Source organism: Lysinibacillus odysseyi 34hs-1 = NBRC 100172, assembly GCF_001591965.1.
Taxonomy (GTDB): domain Bacteria; phylum Bacillota; class Bacilli; order Bacillales_A; family Planococcaceae; genus Lysinibacillus_B; species Lysinibacillus_B odysseyi.
In genome coordinates this window covers 15297-33523 of sequence record NZ_BCVX01000020.1, presented here as the reverse complement: position 1 = coordinate 33523, position 18227 = coordinate 15297, and the positions used below count along the sequence as shown (strand labels likewise).

17 protein-coding genes, 1 tRNA gene and 1 rRNA gene are annotated in these 18227 nt (G+C 36.5%); 11 read left to right on the top strand and 8 right to left on the bottom strand.

Going from position 1 to position 18227, the window contains the following annotated elements; translation table 11 throughout:
- Window positions 1-106 precede the first annotated feature (106 nt).
- A tRNA-Glu gene (locus BOD01S_RS21870) sits at window positions 107-178 on the top strand.
- A gap of 116 nt (window positions 179-294) precedes the next feature.
- Here BOD01S_RS21870 and BOD01S_RS21865 read toward each other — a convergent pair.
- From BOD01S_RS21865 to BOD01S_RS21850, 4 genes are all read right to left on the bottom strand, one after another.
- A complete protein-coding gene (locus BOD01S_RS21865) occupies window positions 295-867 on the bottom strand; it encodes a recombinase family protein (RefSeq protein ID WP_036150304.1) in 573 nt (190 codons plus the stop codon).
- A gap of 15 nt (window positions 868-882) precedes the next feature.
- Window positions 883-1983 (bottom strand): PD-(D/E)XK nuclease family protein, encoded by a 1101-nt coding sequence (locus BOD01S_RS21860; protein WP_036150305.1) that lies wholly within the window; start codon window positions 1981-1983, stop codon window positions 883-885.
- A gap of 345 nt (window positions 1984-2328) precedes the next feature.
- The gene (locus tag BOD01S_RS21855) at window positions 2329-3117 is read right to left on the bottom strand and encodes an AlbA family DNA-binding domain-containing protein (protein WP_052124666.1); all 789 of its coding nucleotides are present in this window, start codon (window positions 3115-3117) and stop codon (window positions 2329-2331) included.
- A 538-nt stretch (window positions 3118-3655) separates the two neighbouring features.
- A complete protein-coding gene (locus BOD01S_RS21850; RefSeq protein WP_036150307.1) occupies window positions 3656-4351 on the bottom strand; it encodes a hypothetical protein in 696 nt (231 codons plus the stop codon).
- A gap of 501 nt (window positions 4352-4852) precedes the next feature.
- On the opposite strand from BOD01S_RS21850, the gene BOD01S_RS21845 reads away from it, so the two are divergent.
- The 5 genes from BOD01S_RS21845 (at window position 4853) to BOD01S_RS21825 (ending at window position 9007) form a co-directional block, all read left to right on the top strand.
- On the top strand, window positions 4853-5680 hold the full coding sequence (locus BOD01S_RS21845; protein WP_036150309.1) for an AAA family ATPase: 828 nt from the start codon (window positions 4853-4855) through the stop codon (window positions 5678-5680).
- A gap of 5 nt (window positions 5681-5685) precedes the next feature.
- Entirely contained in the window at window positions 5686-6069 is a 384-nt protein-coding gene (locus BOD01S_RS21840) for a DUF5388 domain-containing protein (protein WP_143815078.1), read from the top strand.
- A 635-nt stretch (window positions 6070-6704) separates the two neighbouring features.
- Window positions 6705-8261, top strand: a complete 1557-nt coding sequence (locus tag BOD01S_RS21835) for a primase C-terminal domain-containing protein (protein WP_052124667.1) — start codon at window positions 6705-6707, stop codon at window positions 8259-8261.
- A gap of 283 nt (window positions 8262-8544) precedes the next feature.
- Window positions 8545-8763 (top strand): hypothetical protein, encoded by a 219-nt coding sequence (locus BOD01S_RS21830; protein ID WP_036150312.1) that lies wholly within the window; start codon window positions 8545-8547, stop codon window positions 8761-8763.
- 19 nt (window positions 8764-8782) lie between these two features.
- The gene (locus tag BOD01S_RS21825; RefSeq protein WP_036150313.1) at window positions 8783-9007 is read left to right on the top strand and encodes a hypothetical protein; all 225 of its coding nucleotides are present in this window, start codon (window positions 8783-8785) and stop codon (window positions 9005-9007) included.
- Window positions 9008-9810: 803 nt separating this feature from the next.
- Here BOD01S_RS21825 and rrf read toward each other — a convergent pair.
- Together rrf and BOD01S_RS21820 are read right to left on the bottom strand one after the other, a co-directional pair.
- Window positions 9811-9921 (bottom strand): 5S ribosomal RNA (gene rrf, locus BOD01S_RS24035).
- A gap of 655 nt (window positions 9922-10576) precedes the next feature.
- Entirely contained in the window at window positions 10577-11746 is a 1170-nt protein-coding gene (locus BOD01S_RS21820) for an AIPR family protein (protein WP_036150314.1), read from the bottom strand.
- Window positions 11747-11873: 127 nt separating this feature from the next.
- Here BOD01S_RS21820 and BOD01S_RS21815 point away from each other — a divergent pair, with 127 nt between their 5' ends.
- On the top strand, window positions 11874-12173 hold the full coding sequence (locus BOD01S_RS21815) for a helix-turn-helix domain-containing protein (RefSeq protein WP_174523117.1): 300 nt from the start codon (window positions 11874-11876) through the stop codon (window positions 12171-12173).
- A gap of 141 nt (window positions 12174-12314) precedes the next feature.
- On the opposite strand, the gene BOD01S_RS21810 is transcribed toward BOD01S_RS21815, so the two are convergent.
- Window positions 12315-12662 carry a helix-turn-helix domain-containing protein gene (locus BOD01S_RS21810; protein WP_036150316.1) on the bottom strand — a complete coding sequence of 116 codons (348 nt, stop codon included), beginning with the start codon at window positions 12660-12662 and terminating at the stop codon, window positions 12315-12317.
- A gap of 133 nt (window positions 12663-12795) precedes the next feature.
- On the opposite strand from BOD01S_RS21810, the gene BOD01S_RS21805 reads away from it, so the two are divergent.
- The 3 genes from BOD01S_RS21805 (at window position 12796) to BOD01S_RS21795 (ending at window position 16215) form a co-directional block, all read left to right on the top strand.
- Complete coding sequence (locus BOD01S_RS21805; RefSeq protein ID WP_036150317.1) at window positions 12796-13788, top strand: DGQHR domain-containing protein; 993 nt, start codon at window positions 12796-12798, stop codon at window positions 13786-13788.
- A 589-nt stretch (window positions 13789-14377) separates the two neighbouring features.
- Window positions 14378-14887: a MerR family transcriptional regulator gene (locus BOD01S_RS21800; RefSeq protein ID WP_052124668.1), complete on the top strand. Its 510-nt coding sequence runs from the start codon at window positions 14378-14380 to the stop codon at window positions 14885-14887.
- Between the two features lie 170 nt (window positions 14888-15057).
- Window positions 15058-16215 carry a PadR family transcriptional regulator gene (locus BOD01S_RS21795; protein ID WP_036150319.1) on the top strand — a complete coding sequence of 386 codons (1158 nt, stop codon included), beginning with the start codon at window positions 15058-15060 and terminating at the stop codon, window positions 16213-16215.
- Window positions 16216-16474: 259 nt separating this feature from the next.
- Here the strand turns inward: BOD01S_RS21795 and BOD01S_RS21790 are convergent, their stop codons facing one another.
- Window positions 16475-17368 (bottom strand): hypothetical protein, encoded by an 894-nt coding sequence (locus BOD01S_RS21790; protein ID WP_244887335.1) that lies wholly within the window; start codon window positions 17366-17368, stop codon window positions 16475-16477.
- Window positions 17369-17605: 237 nt separating this feature from the next.
- On the opposite strand from BOD01S_RS21790, the gene BOD01S_RS21785 reads away from it, so the two are divergent.
- Window positions 17606-18133, top strand: a complete 528-nt coding sequence (locus BOD01S_RS21785) for a hypothetical protein (protein WP_052124669.1) — start codon at window positions 17606-17608, stop codon at window positions 18131-18133.
- The last annotated feature ends 94 nt before the right edge of the window (window positions 18134-18227 follow it).

Below are 18227 nucleotides of genomic sequence, written 5' to 3'. Positions count from 1 at the left end.
CGAGTCCATTTAGGCCCACCATATATTTTATTCCGAAGTAGCTCAGTGGGAGAGCAACCGCTGTTAACAGGTTGGTCGTAGATACGAGTCCTAACTTCAGAATTATGGCCCGTTGGTCAAGTGGTTAAGACACCGCCCTTTCACGGCGGTAACACGGGTTCGAATCCCGTACGGGTCATCTTAGAGTATGTAGCGATCGCTACATACTTTTTTCGTTTTAATGAAATAAGGGTGAGGGCTGCCCTTGCTACTATATTGGAAAATCACCTATGATACGGTTCCCCTTATCATAGGCTAAACTTCCTTTTCTTTTAAAACCTTATAAACCGTACTCCGCCCAATCCCATACTCCTTAGCAATATCAGCCGCGCTTTCACCGCTTTCAAACAGTTTAACAATGCGCCGCTTCGTATCGGCATCAATCGCGGGGCGACCGCCAAGCCGGCCGCGTTTTCGTGCTGCCTCCAAACCGGCCTTGGTGCGCTGCTGGATGATATCCCGCTCAAACTCGGCAAAGACGGCGAGCATCCCGAACATTGCACGGCCTGTAGGGGTAGTTGTATCGAAGCTGTCATGGATGCTGACAAAATCAATGCCGCGCTGGCCCATTTCATCTGTCAGCTGGTAAAGCTCCTTTGTGCTGCGCGCCAGGCGATCCAGTTTATAGACGACGAAGCGATCCCCTTTTGTCGCTGCTTTTAATGCATGCTGCAATTCTGTTCTTTCCGTTTTGCGCGTAGAAATTTTCTCAACGTACAGGATCAGCTCAAGCCCTTGTTCCTGCGCATACTTTTCAATGGCCATTTTCTGCATATCTAAATTTTGATCTTCTGTACTGACGCGGGCGTATCCGATGATTCTACTCATAAAATCATGCCTTTCTTAAAATATCTGTTTTTGTTGCAATTCCTTTATAGTCAAGTCGATGGCTTTTTCAATAATAAGTACTTTGTTTTTGTAATCCTCAATACTTGTATTCAGGTTAGTATCGTTCACTGGTACAGTCATAATTAATAATTTGCTGTTTCGTTTTTTTGCTCCGGCAATTTGTGAAGCGATATTTTCGAATAATAGCTCAGAAAATATTTCTTTATTTCGAATAAAGTATTCATATCCGTCGATAGATTTAATATGTTTATGTGGTATATATGGATAAGTCTCAAAGCGAATGCCTATTTCGTACACGAAATTCTTCTTGCTGTTTAATAGGTTAATATATGTATCTATATGTATATAGTGAGTGTTAGCAAGGCCTGTTTCTTTAAACGATTTTTTCGCTTTCCAGGAAGGCTTTGTAATTAAGAAAATAAAGTTTTTCCTCCCAATACCTCCTGCTTCTCCCCAATCCAGTTCAAACTGAGTTTCACCTTGGAATTTATCAAATAGAATAGACTGCCAACAAAACTTTTTTTGTGTACTATCTAGATTTAGTCCTAATGATATTGTTTGGAATGGTTGCTCCAGTGGCGCATAAAATTGATAGAGCTTTTCTTTAAAGTCTGTAAAAATTAAATTAAGGGTGGAGTCGTTTAGTAGCCATTCAGGTTGTAAGAACTCGTCATAATGAATGTGACTGAAGTTTGAGCTGCTTGGTGTTACGGTTTTGTCGAGTGTCAGGTATATAAAATGGAAACGTAGATCTGATTCATCTAGATTAAGTCTACTTCTTATAATCGTCTTTGCTTCTGAAGATTCATAACGCTGTGTTTGTGCAAATCCTTCAGCTGCTCCTAATTTGTTTTCTATAATGATGATATGATTTTCATTTCGGTCTTGAGCTACAATCAACATATCCGGTGTTCCAATACTTTTACCTAACCCTACTCGATTTTCGATAGTGAACCTAGTTTCTTTCGACAACGAAATGTTTGCACACGATAAAAACCGATGCAGAAATGAATTAGAATCTTCAAAGCAACTTTTTAGAAAGTCTGAAATAACATCCTCACGATAAAAAATATTCAATGCATCTATTACGTTCATTTTATTTTCCCCAATCGTAGTAAAATTACTGTATCGAAATTACACAACCATACGTTTTATGTAATTTTTATTATAGACGAGTAAGTAGACAAAAACAATAAAAATAGCCCTGCTCAAACGTTGAATTGAGCGGAAGTTTGAATTTGTCTATAAAACGGTGGTTAAATAAACTATATCTTAACTCTAGATATCTCTTTACTAAATAGAAAATTTGAGTCTCTACAATTATATAGGCTATTTATTTTTCAAACGCACTTTTCAAACGCACTTTTCAGAGAAAATCCCCTTTAGCAAATACCATGCAATCCTTAGCTTCACCATGATACTGATTCCCAAGTGTGTCTTCTAAGTGTAATTTGAAATGCAGTTGCAAATCCGTGTGTCCGTATGGATCCATGTCAAGCCGTAAACAGTCGGTAGATGTGAATCCAAAATCAAAGTAATCCGCAATTTCTGTTTTAGGGGGATAGGTAATCTAAAATCAGCACCCACTGGATTATTTGTAAAACCAAATAATCGGTGCCGTGTCAGCAACTGCTCACCATGCCAAACTTCAAGTCCACCAAATCTAATTGTAATAGGGAAATCAGTACAGTTTCTAAATGAACATTCTAAGTGAGCATGTCTACTTTCAGGACCCACTGCAGCCAAGTATTTATCGAGAATATGTATTTCAAAATGTCCTTGTCTATAGTAATAATCAAAATCAGCTCTTGTCGCATGCTCATTTTTACTGCCTTTACGAACATAACAAAAATCCTTATGGAGGGAGCCATATTGTTTTTTCATTAAGTAAGGCTGTTCCGTTGGTTCAGGAATTTCAAGTATGGCCAGGCACTGTTCCTGATATGTGACATAAGTAAGATGGCAGATTAATTGTGGCTCGATGTTTTCTAGAATGACCTTCTGATAAGTAGCTGCATCCAAGGGAGCGTTGAGTTCAAAAGTTTCCTTCATTTGCTGGGCGTTTTCTTTTACACCAAACACTATGTATCGAGATCCTTTTACTTTGGCATTGGCCATTCCTAAAACATCTTTTAATAAAGCATCTAATTTTCCGTAGAAGCCCTTTTTGAAATCTAAAGATTCATGTTCTGTTTGCTTTAATAATTCTTCTAACATATGGCTGTTCATTATATTCCTCCTCAAAAAAGTATTACCATTTTTATCCTTACTAAAAGTAGTATTAATTGAGCAAACGAATTTTTAATCTTAAAAAATAGGAAAAGATGAAAATGGTGCTTATGTAGCTTTAGAATAAAGTTTGATTAAAAACAACCCACAGATTCATATTTTAAGTTAAATTAAAAGAGCCCGTTTTGAACAAAGTTTGTTCATTTCCTATTGCTGATCTTCAACAATCGCGCCCGATTGTTGAAGATCGTTTCATCTAAATCTCAAGTAATTGAAGTAGAGGATTAAGAAAATTACAGATTTATAAAGTCTCTATATACAGGTTTTTATTCAGATAACATCCCTACAACGTTTTCTGCAAAATCTTGAAAAGTCTTACTGTGGCTATCTTTATATACCTTTGCATAAAAAGCTGTATAAATAATGTTCATAGAAAAAGCCGCGAAACGTTAATTTCACAACATTCGCGGATTTTTTGTGTGTTTCCAAACTTTTGTTTGGGAACGTTATTTTAGTTGATTTTATATGTTCTATTCAACTAAGAATCATTTAGTTCACTAATATGAATTGCATTAACCGTAACCACACCATCTAATTTAAACTTTGTAATTTGACCTTTAAAAATACGATTTATTTCAACTTGTTTTTGCTCAGTTACTGCTTCATTTTCCGCAATAATTTGTAAGCTTACCTCATTTGGAGAATAAACCATACCAACTATACTGTATCCCGCTTCATACGAGTATCCAGCTTTATCTAACTCTTTTCCAACCTGTTCAAAAAATCCGCCATCTTTATTAAGTTTCATGTAAAATGTATCTAATTCTTCTTGTTTCTGTGGAGAAGATTGTTCTGCTGTATCAATATAACTCGTTACCTTAATTAAAAAGTTCTGTCTATCAAAGTTATGCTCGTTTATTACATTTTCAATTCGTTCCAGTATTTCCTCTCTGACTTTTAGGGATACATTATATCTCGGCAATTTTACGTGTAATAAATATCGATTATTTGGCAACTCTTTATTACTTAACCAAAGACCATAATCTAATTCCATTAAATTATTGGATATTAGAACTACTAAATCGTTGAAATTTAAAACCTCCGATGCAGTAACTTCTTGTGGAGTCTCTGATTGTTGGTTATTTTCTGCACCCAAAGTCCGATTATAAATAAACGGTAGTGAAACTAATAGTAATGTAACAAGTAACCCAGCAATTATTTTCCCTTTACTCAATGTAACATCTCCTTATTAAAAGAATATGTCATTCTTACAGGAAATATCTCCATTCAATTTTCCTGATTCATTAAAACCTTCCCAAAGCGTCGTTTGGTAATATTTCATAAAAGTTGTTATTCCACAATCTGGCCCGATTGTAGAATAAGAAAACCTGCAGCATTCCATACAGGTTTTTATCAAACTTTATTATTAATGATCGAATTTAATTATAAATTATCAATCTTTATTAAAAGACCACAGCTAATTATAAGAGGAATTTTTATATTAAAGTATTTTTGATTGAATAAAAAGAATTGAATATACGAATATATGAATATATGGATATATACATATATTCATATATGAAAATTAAAATGTAGTTTAACTCATTTATAACAATAGTTCTATACTTCCACATGCTTACCATTATCAATCTTGCATTCTCTTATAAACTAATCTAGAATATATACATATACGTTAGAGAAAAACATTTTATTCCAAATCAAGGAGGTAGTGAACGTGGCTGAAAACAAAGAAGCAATCGTCGTAACGTTTGGCAACTTTAAAGGAGGAACGGGCAAGACAACGAACAGTACTATGATAGCCCATGCGTTATCAATGAAGGGATATAAGGTGCTGTTGTGTGATCAGGATCCGCAGGCCAATGCTACATCCCTGTATTTAAAGACAAAAGCATTGGAATCGGACGAAATAGTTTCGTTCAATAAAACATTGATGGCAGCGATTCAAGAAGAGGATCTGGGGCAGATTGTCACGGAAATTAAGGAGAACTTGTGCTTGCTGCCAAGCTTCAGTGATTTTGCATTATATCCTCGGTTCTTGGAAAAGAAGTTTCCGAATGACACAACGGCACGTGTCCAATACTTCTCGTCATTGATTGAGCCATTGAAAAAGGATTATGACTTCATCTTTATCGATGTACCGCCTACTATTTCTATCATCACGGATGCAGCGCTGTATGCTTCAGACTTTGTAGTAGTTGTACTGCAGACGCAAGAACGCAGCCTGCAGGGGGCCGAAGTATTTACAGGATACCTACAGTCACTGATTGACGATTACGGTGCGGATCTGGATATTGTCGGGATATTGCCGGTGTTGCTGAAAAACGGAGCGGCGGTCGATTTGGCTACACTTGAAAATGCCCGCGAGATTTTTGGGGAAGAAAACTTGTTTGCAAATATTGTGAACAATATGGAGCGCCTAAAACGTTTTGATATTACCGGTATTACAAATGAGGACATGCATGATCGCAAAGTCCATAAAAGCTATGAAACGATTGCAGACGAATTCATCGCTCGTGTCCAGGCCGAGCTCATGGAGGTGTAATGGAGATGAGCAATTTATTAAACAATGGCAAACCCAAAAAGAAGCTATTGGAACGCGGACCTAAAATTGTGCCGGCCCAGGAGTTCAAGCTGGAGACTGAGGAGGAAGCGAATGATGAGTCATCGCCTCAGGAGCAGCGGTTTGAAGCGAAGCCTGTAGTAGAGGAAGCTAAACAAACGAGAAAGCGAGAATCAGCACAGATAACAAGTGTACGCGTAACCAAGACGACCCGTAATAAACTAAATGCCCTTATCCAATTGGGCAAAGCGGATAATGTAGATGTTATGATCGATATCCTTTTGGATGAGTACATCGAGAATAACCTCGTCAAGGGTGAAAAGAAAACATTCAATCTTATTTTAGATATACTTCAAAAACGCGATCGATAACTATAAAGCTTGAAGCACTGAGTAAATTCCCAGAGGAGGGATTTACTCAGTGCTTTTTGTGTGATGCAAAAAAAAATTTTCACATAAAAAAATATATGCATATATGTATATATTAATATATACGCATATCAATATATACGTATACCTATATATGCATATATTCTTCTTTTATAAACAGCGATATATCAAGCTTTATAGATGATATATGTATATATACATATATACATATATACATATATGTATATATGTATATATGTATATATGTATATATGTATATATGTATATATGCAAAATGAAAAACCCCGAAAAAGCTGTTGCATCAGCGTTTATAAGACTCTATAATTCTATGTAAATATGTGGCAGGGCAAAATAAAAGAAGCCATTCCCTCGTCTTTGGCCGGACTGGAATGACTTCTAACCATTTCCCTGAGCGTTAAAAAATGAACGCCAGCGAGATACCATAACTTATGTGTTGGAGCACAAAGTTATGTATTTCTTATACATAAGATGTAATGATTATATCAAGCAAAAATATCATTTTCAACGGAAATGTTGAAAATTCATTTTTGATATGTTTTTGTGCATCTATTTTTGGCTGTTGGCGTTCACTCATAAGGAAATGAGGAGGACTGTCGATGGCTATTTCTGCGTTTTCGGTACAAAAAAAGGACAAGCTTGAACAAATTTTTGATATTATTTTGCATGAGGGATTGCTTACATACAATCCCAAATCATCTAAATCATCAATTTCGAAACAATTATTAGCAAGAGTGAACGACAAGCACCATAAAAAAGGTGCTATTTTCGTTGTGCGTAAAAAAAGCGATTTTACCGATTCCGGCGTGAAGGGCTATATCATCTCTTCCAAAGAAACGGTAATTGAACAGGCCGGTAAGCTTACGCATTTCACCCCAAACATTTACCGCCGCTACCGGTACGCCGACCAGGATCGCCGCTATGTGAAAGGCTTTATCGAGGAGAATCTGCAGCAGGTCAATACCTTTGTCGTGGATATCGATACGAAAGAGCATACGGTGCAGGAGATCTTGCTGGCGTGTATCGATGAGAGCATTGGCCAACCGACTCTTATCGTGTCCTCTGACCGCGGCTACCAGGTCTTTTTTATGCTGGAGACCCCTATTTATATTTCCAACAAGAACGAGTTCCGCAGCCTGAAGGTGGCAAAGCGGATTGCAGAAAATCTTAAGCGCAGCCTGAAGTCAGTGGATGCCGATCAATACTGCAATGACTTCGGCTTTTTCCGCATACCCAATCATCAGAATGTGGAATGGTTTGATGAAACGGCTGTTTATACGCCTGCTAGTCTGATTGCGTGGTCGCAGCGCCGTGATAATGATATGGGGCGCTCCCTGTATGTAGTGCCTCAGAAGATGCAGGTGACCTCCTTGACGCAGTCGGAATGGTTCAATCACTTGCTTCATGCAACGGATGTAAAAGGAGAGAAGGGACAGATAGGGCGAAACAACGTGCTGTTTACGCTCGCTTTAGTATGCTTCCAGGACGGCAAAGATCAATCCTTTACGTTTGATTTGCTGGACGAGTACAACGCCAACCTGCGTCATCCATTGTCTTCCCAGGAGATAAAGACAATCGTTGCCTCCGCCTATTCAGGCAAATATAAAGGCGCGAAAAAAGAATACGTAGAGCAACTGCTTGCATTGTATGTGCAGGGGGCAGAGGGAGTATCCGTGCATTTCGGCCACAAGGGGTGGTACAAGCACAAAAAGGCACGTGAAGACCGAGAACGCAGCCACTGCCATGAATGGGAACAGGATATTGCCGACTGGATCGCGGCCGAAAAAAGCGTTTCGGAACCGTTTATTTGGCGTACGCAAAAAGAGCTGTGCGAAGAAATCGGTATAGCCGGCAGCACACTCAACAAGCTTTTGAAGCAGTCGAAGAAAGTCATCAAAACGACTACGGGTAAAGGGCGCAATGCCAAAACGGGCTGGTCGACGGTCGAGCTGTATATTGAGTACATCATTTGGCTTAAGAAGGATCTGGGCGCACGTTTCGCACAATCGGTGCGCCTTATCGTGGGAGAACAAATGGAGCTGTTTGAAAGGGTTGCAGGTTATACGACACTATTGAATTATGTAAAAAAAATGATGCAAGAACGGCCACTAACCGAACAATTGTCTATGGAAGACATCCTGCAGCATACCGGCTAATTAAATACTCCACTCTGCCCTTACATATTTCTCTTGTCCTATGGATAAGTGGCGGATAATATTCTCTAGATTATGTATATGGAAGTAGTAATTATGTTTTAGGGGGCTCGAAGGTGCCTAGCACCTCCCCCCTGTTGGGGAACAAAGCAGCCCCTGCCAGGACGTTATATATTTGGCCAGTATCCTAGATTTCATTCGAGAGCATTTTACACTACACAAGGGGGTTATGTTCTGACCACAACGAAGAAACCAACCTTATCCGCTTTTCAGGAAGCACGGGTCTATGAAAAAGAGATCAGCAGCGCTTGATGATTTGAAACAGGCACACGCTGATTATGAGGTATTAACGAAACGACTTGAAGTGATCCAGGAGAGGGGTGGCGTCCGTGGTTTGCTGCAGGAGGACGAAAGCATGAAAGAATTAGCTGCCCGTGTGTATACGGATAATATCGCGCCTGGAAGCGCTGAAAGAGGACAAAGCGGTTTTATTAGAACGTTTTGAGGGCCTTTTTAGTGAATTTATGCAGTTAGGGCGGCAAGTAGAGGCCTACAATGAGACTGTCACACGCCTGGCAAACGAAATTGACACGTATAAACTGTTTATGAAGGGCTACGGAAGCAGCAATCTGCCGACAAAAACGTCATTCAAATACCATGAACCGAAGTTTCCGCGTAGTTATTCGTTTGTTTTTAATGAATTGGAGCGATGGGCGAAGAATATTCAGCGAGAAGGGGGCGTTTTCTGATGGCAGCTAGTGAAAATGTACAACGAGCGTTATTTTTAGAGGAGCAGGCGGCCTTATATCATTAGGAATTAAATAAACTAGATAGCAGTATGAATGAAATTCACACAAAGGCCCGCGAGCAGCTGCAGCGAAAAGATCAGCGCACCAGCCCGAAAAAAAGCGGATAGAAGTTTCTCACGTTTAACGCAGGCCAGGAAGCTGCAGAACGGCACAGGCGAAAATTAAGGAGGGGAAAAGGTAGGGGCTTCAGGAAAGCGTCGTTACGGGCTTTCTAGGGGCCTTTAAAAAGGTGTCTCATTTTTGCAGATTGTCCGACTCCGGCGGGCAGGATCATGCTTTATCTTGTTTGTAGCACCTGAACAGGGTAAAAAAGCGGAAAATGGGCTTTTCCGACGCAGTATATAGGTGAATTTTAAATCATCGGTATGTTTTATTTTTAAAATTAAATTTATCATTTGAAATTTAATGATTTTAATATTAATGAATTATAGATATAATGTTATATGGAGAAGAAACAAACAGTTTTAAAACAACGTAATTAACTTTTGTCTGATGCTGCTATGTAATACATGAATTCTCTTTGATCTTTTTGTTCGAAGAATTTAAAAAGGTAGGAGTTGAACTACCCATGCAGCTTAAATTGATTTGTTTTTTTAAATCAATTTATTAAGTTATTTAATTAACCTAAATTAGATAACTTGGAGCATTTTCAGTTAGCTAAAAAAAGCTAAAAAAAAAGAGAGAGATTATGGTCTGGGAAACCATAATCTCTCTTTTTTATGTATTGATATAGCTTCTTCCTCAAGTAAGCATATTTGTTGTTTCGCACAACTTGCACTATTAACAAAGTCAGACGGTTTCACTTCTGTGTTCGGAAAGGGAACAGGTGGTCCACGGTAACTTAAACACTTACTTTCTTCTTTGTCCGTACCTTTCACTATACCGCCCTACAGATTGGGAATAAGTGCAGCGTGATAAAATCTATAGTGAGAGAAAAACTTGAAAGCGAGATGAGGAATTAACTATTTCAATGGTTACATAAACATAAGCGCAAGGCTAATGCAACCGAGTATGAAGCCTAAAATACTGGCTACTTGGGATAAAAACTCCCAAGTTGTTTTGTGCTTGCTAAAATTGCTTTTAATCTTGGAGAAGAAATTTTGCAATTTTAAAACCTCCTATCTTGTCTACTAGTAAATACATAGAATAATAGGCGGTCTGCACTTAATTTGATTGAAACATAAGTATGGACAATTTGTAAATAAAATACTTGATAATCATTGGAAAGAAATATTTTAATAAAAGCACCAAATTGTTTGTAGTGCCTAAACAGGACAAAAAAGCGAAAAGAGGATTTTATCAGTTTCCGTACTTTTTATGCGACTTTCTGAACGCAGTATATAGGGGCTTTTCCGACGTAGGAGAAGCCAGGAGCGGCGCGGGTTTGCGCTGCTTTTTTTCATGCTGCCATTCCCAAACAGAAAAAATAGGTATAGACATTATAAAAAGCTCAGAACGCTAATTTAACAGTGTTCTGAGCTTTCAAATTTTCATTTTTCGGCGTTTCCTTTATTTGTTTTGCTGCTCCATATAATAAGCTAACAGCAAATCTTTTTGAACGCTATCTACAATTCGATAATTTGATTGCCAAAGAGTTTTGCTTTTACCTACTTGTTGAGGGTTTGTATCTGTATCAAAAGTGTTTTGGACTAAACGAAGACCAGCTTTTTCCCAAATCTCAATCGGGTCAAAGTTCCATTTTAGAATACCATCTTTTTCCTTTAATAATGCTCTAAAAGCACCGAAGATAGGAAGAATAAATCCGATAGAAATTTCATGAGAAAGAGTTTGCTGAGTATAGAGTGTTGAGAAAGTACCGTTGCTTTCAACACCACGAAGACTTCCGAAACGTCCAGTTCTACCCTCTTCATTTTTGAATTCTTGATATTTCTTCGGTAATTCAGTTTCGATTTTTTCATACAACTCAACAAGTTTAGGAAGCTGCAAAGCTAATTGTTCATAGATATTTGGATTGCTATCAAATGAATTTTTGTAATCCTTAAACACGGAAGCTTTACCTGAATATGCTGATACAGGGGCGCTACTATCATCTGGATAACGTTTAATATTAAAAGCAAACATTAGCTTCAACAATTCGATGACGGGAATACGTTTATTATCGTTATCTTTATAAGCAACATCATTTGCATAAACTTCTTGTTTTATTGCTTCCTTGATAAAACCAAATTTATCATCTAGTTCGAACAGTGCAATGTCACTAACTTGAGCAGATGTGTTTCTTGCATCAGCTAGTGCGGATACATCTAAATCTTCTCCGACTAGGATCTCTAACTTAACATATTTTTTTGTATCTCTACTTAAATATTTACGATTGTCAATGATTGCTTGATACGTATGGCCGCCGTCCAGGATACCGAATTTTTTAGGGTCATCCCCCAAGTCTAACTCAGCCATACTATCATTTGTATGAAACTTAAAACTATTTGCGGTGATAACAATACCACGGTTATTAAGTTCAAACCCGTTATCAGGGCTTTTGACAGCTGAGATTAGTTGTTTTGCTACAGATGTATTCATTTTAGGTTTTCTAGGATTTACTTCTAAAGAAATACCTTCAGGTAGATCCTGAAATTCCGTCCACGCATAATAAGTTGTAACATTTGGATTCGATGGTGCTGTGACTGTACGTACTGTTTTTACCTTAAATTTTGTATTCATTTGAATACCCCCTATTTTTTTCAGCTTGAGCATTTGTGCTAAGCGTTAACTAAATATTACCTTAATAATCCAATATAAAAAAGGAACCGAGGTTCCTTTTTTTATTTCTTTCTGTTAAATTAACTATATGACAAAAAAACAACTATTAACTGAAAATGCCATAATCCTAGGGAATATTATCAAAGACTACAGATTGGCGCTTTCTCTTGAAAAGAAATCGAGGCAATACTTCATTGATGATCGAATCAATAAGCAATTACTACCTGTAGATTGGATATCTGAAAAATCGTTATCAAATATTGAAAACGGATATAATATGCCTAGCTTAGTGACATTGAAATATTTATCCATTGCTTTAGAAGTTGATTTCTCAACTTTAATAAATGCTATAGAAGAATATATTTTACCTTCTGAGGAATTGTCCTAGGAAATCGAGGCGACGTTTACTCACTGGAAACAAATAATTTTTATGGTGAATAAGGGCTAGAAAGCAGGAGTAGCGCGGGTTTGCGCTGCTTTTTTCATACTGCCATTCAAAAACAGAAAAATAGGTATAGACATTATCTTATTATTTAGAATATGTTTCGAATATCTTATTTGCTAATTCAATTATTAATCGAATTTCTACCTCTGGTTTTTCCCTCAATTGCTCTGTAAATAGATAGATAAGCTGCTCGGTTTCTAAGGATAAGGCCTTAATAGGCGTTTTTAATTCAAATAATTCTTTTGCTGTTACTTCTAGGCCATTGGTGATCTTTTCTAATGTTTGCAAGGTGATATTTCTGTCTCCGCGTTCTACTCCAGCTAAATAGGATGTTTGTAACCCGCATTTTTCTGCTAAATCCTCTTGTGTCATTTTCTTATGCTTTCGAAGCTCTTTTATATTTGTTCCAACAATGTTCACTAACTGATCCATTTAATCACCTCACCTAAAGACTATGTGAGGTTGAAAACCACATGAAGTTTCATAAAAGTACATTTTAATTGATTTATATACTTATAAGTACTAATATATGTTTTTATGATAAATTTAAGGAGCGAAATATGCTATGAGCAGTCAATTAAGCACAAATATTGTGATAGAAAATGTAGTTCAATCAAAAATGCGTGGACGTGTGATTTATCAGGGATCAGTTTCCTCACAGGTGGCAGTGAATTTTTCATATTCTAAACTTTTTAATGATCCATCGGGCAAAGGTTATCAACGTCCAATAAATAAAAAGCGTTGCAAAGATTTTGCAGACTATTTATCACATGGGGAAGATTCTTTATATACACCAATTTTGTTAAATGCAGCAGGTAACTGGGAGTTTCATTGTTATGATCGCCAACGTCCGAGTTATGGTCGATTGGTATGCCGAAAAAAAGCAACATTGATGGATGGGCAACACCGCCTAGGGGGGATAAAAGAATATATTGAGGAAACAGATAGCACATTAAATGTGCCTTTTTTAGCGTTTCATTTTTTAGATGAAGATGAAGAGATTAAACTGTTTGACGTAATTAATACGAAAGCAAAAGGAATAGGAACATCATTAAGTCGATATTTGAATCGGAATAATGATAATTTTAGCTGGGTAGCCACAAATCTTATTTTAAAACCAGAAAGTCCGTTTTTCAGTAAAGGAACACTTATTGGGAGACGTACAAAAGAAAAGCACATTACATTGCAAAATCTATATCAGATAGTTAGCCTACTTACCAAAAAGTCGGAATTAGCCAAGTTGCCAAAAGAGAAGATTTTGAATATAACTATGTTTTACTTTAATTTGATTAAAGAGTTATTCCCTGAAGAATGGGATGATTATAAAAACTATCGTCTAACACATATCACCTGTTTAAATGCATTAGCTATGGTAGGGAATGAATTAATCAATAAGAACTTTTTAGCTAAATCTCAACAACCAGATTCAGTGAAGATCGCCGATAAGCTATTGAATTTAGGAGAAATTGATTGGTCCGTTAATGGAGGTTTACAGTTTATTAAGGGTGTCACAGGTACAAAGCTATTGGCTACAGATATTAAGAATTGTATTATGTAATTTTGTGAAATGTTTTAGTAAGGGTTTCTTTAAGCAAATAATTACACAGATTAACCCTTATAAAATATATGAATTTTAATGACGCTAAACAATAAAGGGCTCTTTACCAAAGCATGTACGTGACTAGAAGCTGTAATGAATCCATTCTTCATTGTACTCTAGTAAAATGTGTTATTTATAGCGCTCCATGTTACGCATGAAATAGTGTCGACGCTGAAGTGCTTTGATTTTATTATTTGTTGTTCTTGGTAAATTTCGCATACATGTAGTTCTGGTAAATCGAGTAAAACCTTGACAGAAAGGGCGTGTATCTGCATACTTCGTTTTGTTGCTTGGTGTTACTCTTAACTTTAGCGAATACAGATATTTTTATGTCACACGTGTTGATTTTGGTGTTGTACCAATCATTATATAAACAGATTTTTTGAAGTAAATTCATTAAACGTTAATTTACATTTATGGTTAAATTATTTATAATAATAGTAATTAAATTATTAAATGCAGAAGCACTGCGTTTTTATAGCACATGTCTTTAATGTGTTATAAGGATGTAGTGTTTTTTGTATTTTGGGGAGGAGGTGTAATTAAGTTGTATAAGGCAGGTACGGTAGCCAAAGGACTTAGTATAGCAAGTTCAACTTTAAGGAAATATTCCGAATTGTTGGAGGGCTCAGGCTATGCTATTAAACGAAGCAATGAAAATAACAGAGTTTATACAGAGCAAGACATTGAAGTATTAAAAACCTTTATAGCATTAAAAAAACAGTACCCTAAATATAAAAATCAAGAAATACTAAAAGATTTTTTTGATTTCAATAGTAAATGTAGTATTGATAATTCAGGTGATAAAACCCATCATTTGAGAGATCAAAACGAATTATTTAATAATATCATGGGAAAATTTGAACAAGTAACAGGAGAGTATAATAAAGCCTTAAATCTAATAAATTTACGCTTAGAAACTTTGGAAGTCCAACAAGAGAAAATATTAGCTGATTTAAAAAAACTAAATATGCCGACCACTGTAGAAGAAAAGTTGGATAGGATAATTGAAATGTTAGCTAAACCAAAGAAGAAAGGTTTCTTTTTTGAAAAATGAGTGTAGTTAGTATCTATGTAGTCACGCTACAAAAGAAAGAAGAATTACTTACAGCACCAAGGATTTGGAGAAAAAAAGTACTTGAATAAGTTATGGTAGGCATTTAAGCACCTTATTCAAGTACTCCTATAGCGCTATAGCGTCATTATGCAAAAAAAGGAGGAGGACATATGATTACTAACATTGTAAGAAATAGTGTTAAACAATCCCAATTAATAGAATTTTTAGCTAAAACAAGAGGAGGTAATGCAGAACAAATAGCCAAAGCCCTTTATCAAAAATGTACATCTGGAGAGTTAACAAAGACCTATGAGTTGTTGAAAAAATTAGAAAGGAAAGGTTACATAGAATACTTTGTTTATAGCGATGATATCTCACAAAGACGGTTCTACTATCTTACCAAAAAAGGGCTAGAATTATTTCAAGATTTTTATAATATAAAGGAGCCTTATAAAGGTACGGGTTTTTTTAGAGATTATGGCTATTTCAAACATAGCTTATATAAGCCGAAACCTAATCAAATTAAACATTTATTGATGTGTGTAGATGCAATGGTAGATGTCTATCTGTTGATGATTCAATATCCAGATTTAAATATTGATTTTGCGAATAATTTATATGCAGCAACTAGGAATATGAAAGCAGACTTCATTATTATGAAATCTAAAGAGACTTATTATGCAGAAATAGATAGATCAAATGAAAGAGGAATCGCTCTAAGTGAAAAGTTTAAACGGTATAATGGGCATTTTAAAAAACTGGAGAATGAAAAATTACCACTAGGGATTTATTTTATTGTTCCTAATCCGAAAAAAATAAAGCAAGATTACTTTGATGCAAGTTTACAAAAACGTTTTATGTCTGTAGCAGATGCGTATAGAAAAGAGTGCGCTGACTATTTATTAAATGTTGATTTATGCTTTCTAACAGTAAGTGATTTTTCCGAAATATTACAGGAAGATTTACTTCCTGATAAAATAAATGAGGAGCTTGTTAAGTATTTAAGAGAGAAATTCGGACCCTCATTTAACCTTAGCTGGAATAACAAAGATATTTACTACGTGAAGAAAGGTGGTCAAACGCATTATATTTTTACAGAGATAAGATGGCAAAGAATCAATATATGGTATAAATTATTGAAGCAACAGGAAGGGCATAGTGAGAAAGTTACTACGGAGGGTGGACTACTCAAATTTGAAGATTTCAATCACATCCCGGAAATACATATACTTACAGGAAAACGGAACTTAATTCAGCTTATAGATTTTAATAAACAGTTCAATTCATATAACAGTGATCAATTGTGTAAATTCATCTTTAAAACATAGTTTTTTACTGGTATCATTCGTAAACGTCAAATAGCGCCAGTCTATTTTTTTAGAGGCGATATTTGACGCTTATGAACCTTGATTATATATTGATTTATGCATTTTGACGAAAGACAGTGCTGGCACTAGTTGAGACGTGTTTTATCGAGTGCTGTGTCATTATTGTTGCTGCATAAAGTCGTATTATTCTTAGTATTGTAACTCTGCATTTTTCTGACGGGATCCCTAAAAGAGTCTTGCTCCTCTTTATTAGAGGAGATTAGGATGATTCATGATACTCCCTCAAAGCCTTATCCAAACGCTTCGATAAATGTTTGGCCAAATACTGATTGATAAAGCGTTCCTTCTCCAGTTCAACTTGCGCAGAACGGAAAAGTTTTGCGAAAATCCCGGACTTTTTTTGTTCGGCAAACTGCTCCAGCGCTTCCGTGCGTAGTGTAGAGACAACCTCATTTTCAATTTGCCGCTCCCGTATTTTGAATGCGATATCCTTCTTGTTTTCCTCTTTCAGTTCCGTGATTTGCTTTTGGAGGCTTTTGCTTTCTTCTGTAAGCTTTTCTGTTCTATCCTGAACTTCGCTGAGCTGCTGGATGGATTCCATTGAAAGGAGATTAATATTTTGCGCCAAGTAGCTCTCGTTAATGGTGATCTGCATAGCGCCGCTTTCGTCATCCTGCTGCATATGGAATAGCCCTGTCTGCATCATCTGCTGCAGGACATTGCTGAGCACTTCCACTTTATTGGCCAGCTCATCCGGTGGGGCGAGTGCCGTAGTTGCAGCTGGCTGTTTAACGATATAGCCGTTTTCGTCGATGCCCAGAAGTCGCTTCAGCCCTTTTACCCGGTACTCATCTTTCAGTAATAGAATCATCCGGAGCTTTAAAATGGAAGGCATATTCAGGCGAATGACAGTGGCTGTTGTTGGGTTGTCCGCCATATCATCGAAAATATAGTGCTCAAACGGCTTAATATAATAGCGCAGCTGTGCGTCTGTAATTTCAAACCAGGCAGCTACTTCAGGGGTGGAGTAGAATTTCTTCTCGATGATGTCAGTCAGGTAGGAATCGGTGTACAACGTTTCTTCGAGTGGTGTCTCGCATATGACGGAATAAAGAGGATCCCCCTGCAGAATCTCCATTACTTTTTCTTTCATTGGGTTCGTTTCTAGCACATCCTTCCACACTCCATTTCATTCAATTCTAGGCTAAACTTTTCTATTCTTTTCTATTTTATTTCTATTCATTTCTATAGTTTTTTATGTCATGGGGGTTATAGGAGGAGTGTGATTTTTAATATAGCAATATATATCAAAAATAAATAAATTATATTTGTTACGATGAGAGTAGAGTGAAAAATGAACAGAGATATAAATGCTAAGGAGGAAAAGTAAATGCGGAAATCTGGATATTTGAATGGATGGAGGATAAGCGGTTCCAATCCATATACATATGAATTGACAAAAGATTATACAGAATTTCAATCCGGAAATAGTTCAGGGTGCTTTTACCCAAAAGGTATTGTTGATAAAGAGCAATTTGGGGTAATGCTACAAGAGTTCAAGGCTAATAATTATAAAGGGAAACGTCTGGAATTATGTTGTATTTTAAAGACAGAAGAGGTTATGAAATGCAGCGTTTGGATGCAAGTAAATAATACATTGGGGGATGTAATTCATTTTGATAATATGGAAGACCGATCAATCTATGGGACAACAGACTGGGGACGACATTCAATTGTGTTAGATGTACCAAGCGAAAGTGAATCAATTTGTTTTGGTATTTTATTAATAGGTGATACAGGAAAAGTATGGGTAGATAGTTTTCATTTTAAAGAGGTAGATGAAAAAACACCGACGACGAATATTGGTATCCGTGATAAACTACCAAACCAGCCCCTAAATCTAGAATTTAATAAATAAAAGTTTTGTTTGGTTAATTTCTATTAAATTTCAAAATGCGTAGATTTTTTATAAATAATTTATCGATGAGTTGTGGAAAGATTAGCAAGATCTC

Excerpts from the sequence above, each read along its gene's own strand:
- BOD01S_RS21855 (WP_052124666.1), bottom strand. The coding sequence starts at position 3,117 with ATGAACAGCCATATGTTAGAAGAATTATTAAAGCAAACAGAACATGAA.
- BOD01S_RS21820 (WP_036150314.1), bottom strand. The coding sequence starts at position 11,746 with ATGAATACAAAATTTAAGGTAAAAACAGTACGTACAGTCACAGCACCA.
- BOD01S_RS21825 (WP_036150313.1), top strand. The coding sequence starts at position 8,783 with ATGCAGTTAGGGCGGCAAGTAGAGGCCTACAATGAGACTGTCACACGC.
- BOD01S_RS21805 (WP_036150317.1), top strand. The coding sequence starts at position 12,796 with ATGAGCAGTCAATTAAGCACAAATATTGTGATAGAAAATGTAGTTCAA.
- BOD01S_RS21790 (WP_244887335.1), bottom strand. The coding sequence starts at position 17,368 with ATGAAAGAAAAAGTAATGGAGATTCTGCAGGGGGATCCTCTTTATTCC.
- BOD01S_RS21860 (WP_036150305.1), bottom strand. The coding sequence starts at position 1,983 with ATGAACGTAATAGATGCATTGAATATTTTTTATCGTGAGGATGTTATT.
- BOD01S_RS21810 (WP_036150316.1), bottom strand. The coding sequence starts at position 12,662 with ATGGATCAGTTAGTGAACATTGTTGGAACAAATATAAAAGAGCTTCGA.
- BOD01S_RS21795 (WP_036150319.1), top strand. The coding sequence starts at position 15,058 with ATGATTACTAACATTGTAAGAAATAGTGTTAAACAATCCCAATTAATA.
- BOD01S_RS21865 (WP_036150304.1), bottom strand. The coding sequence starts at position 867 with ATGAGTAGAATCATCGGATACGCCCGCGTCAGTACAGAAGATCAAAAT.
- BOD01S_RS21830 (WP_036150312.1), top strand. The coding sequence starts at position 8,545 with ATGAAAAAGAGATCAGCAGCGCTTGATGATTTGAAACAGGCACACGCT.
- BOD01S_RS21835 (WP_052124667.1), top strand. The coding sequence starts at position 6,705 with ATGGCTATTTCTGCGTTTTCGGTACAAAAAAAGGACAAGCTTGAACAA.
- BOD01S_RS21815 (WP_174523117.1), top strand. The coding sequence starts at position 11,874 with ATGACAAAAAAACAACTATTAACTGAAAATGCCATAATCCTAGGGAAT.
- BOD01S_RS21840 (WP_143815078.1), top strand. The coding sequence starts at position 5,686 with ATGAGCAATTTATTAAACAATGGCAAACCCAAAAAGAAGCTATTGGAA.
- BOD01S_RS21785 (WP_052124669.1), top strand. The coding sequence starts at position 17,606 with ATGCGGAAATCTGGATATTTGAATGGATGGAGGATAAGCGGTTCCAAT.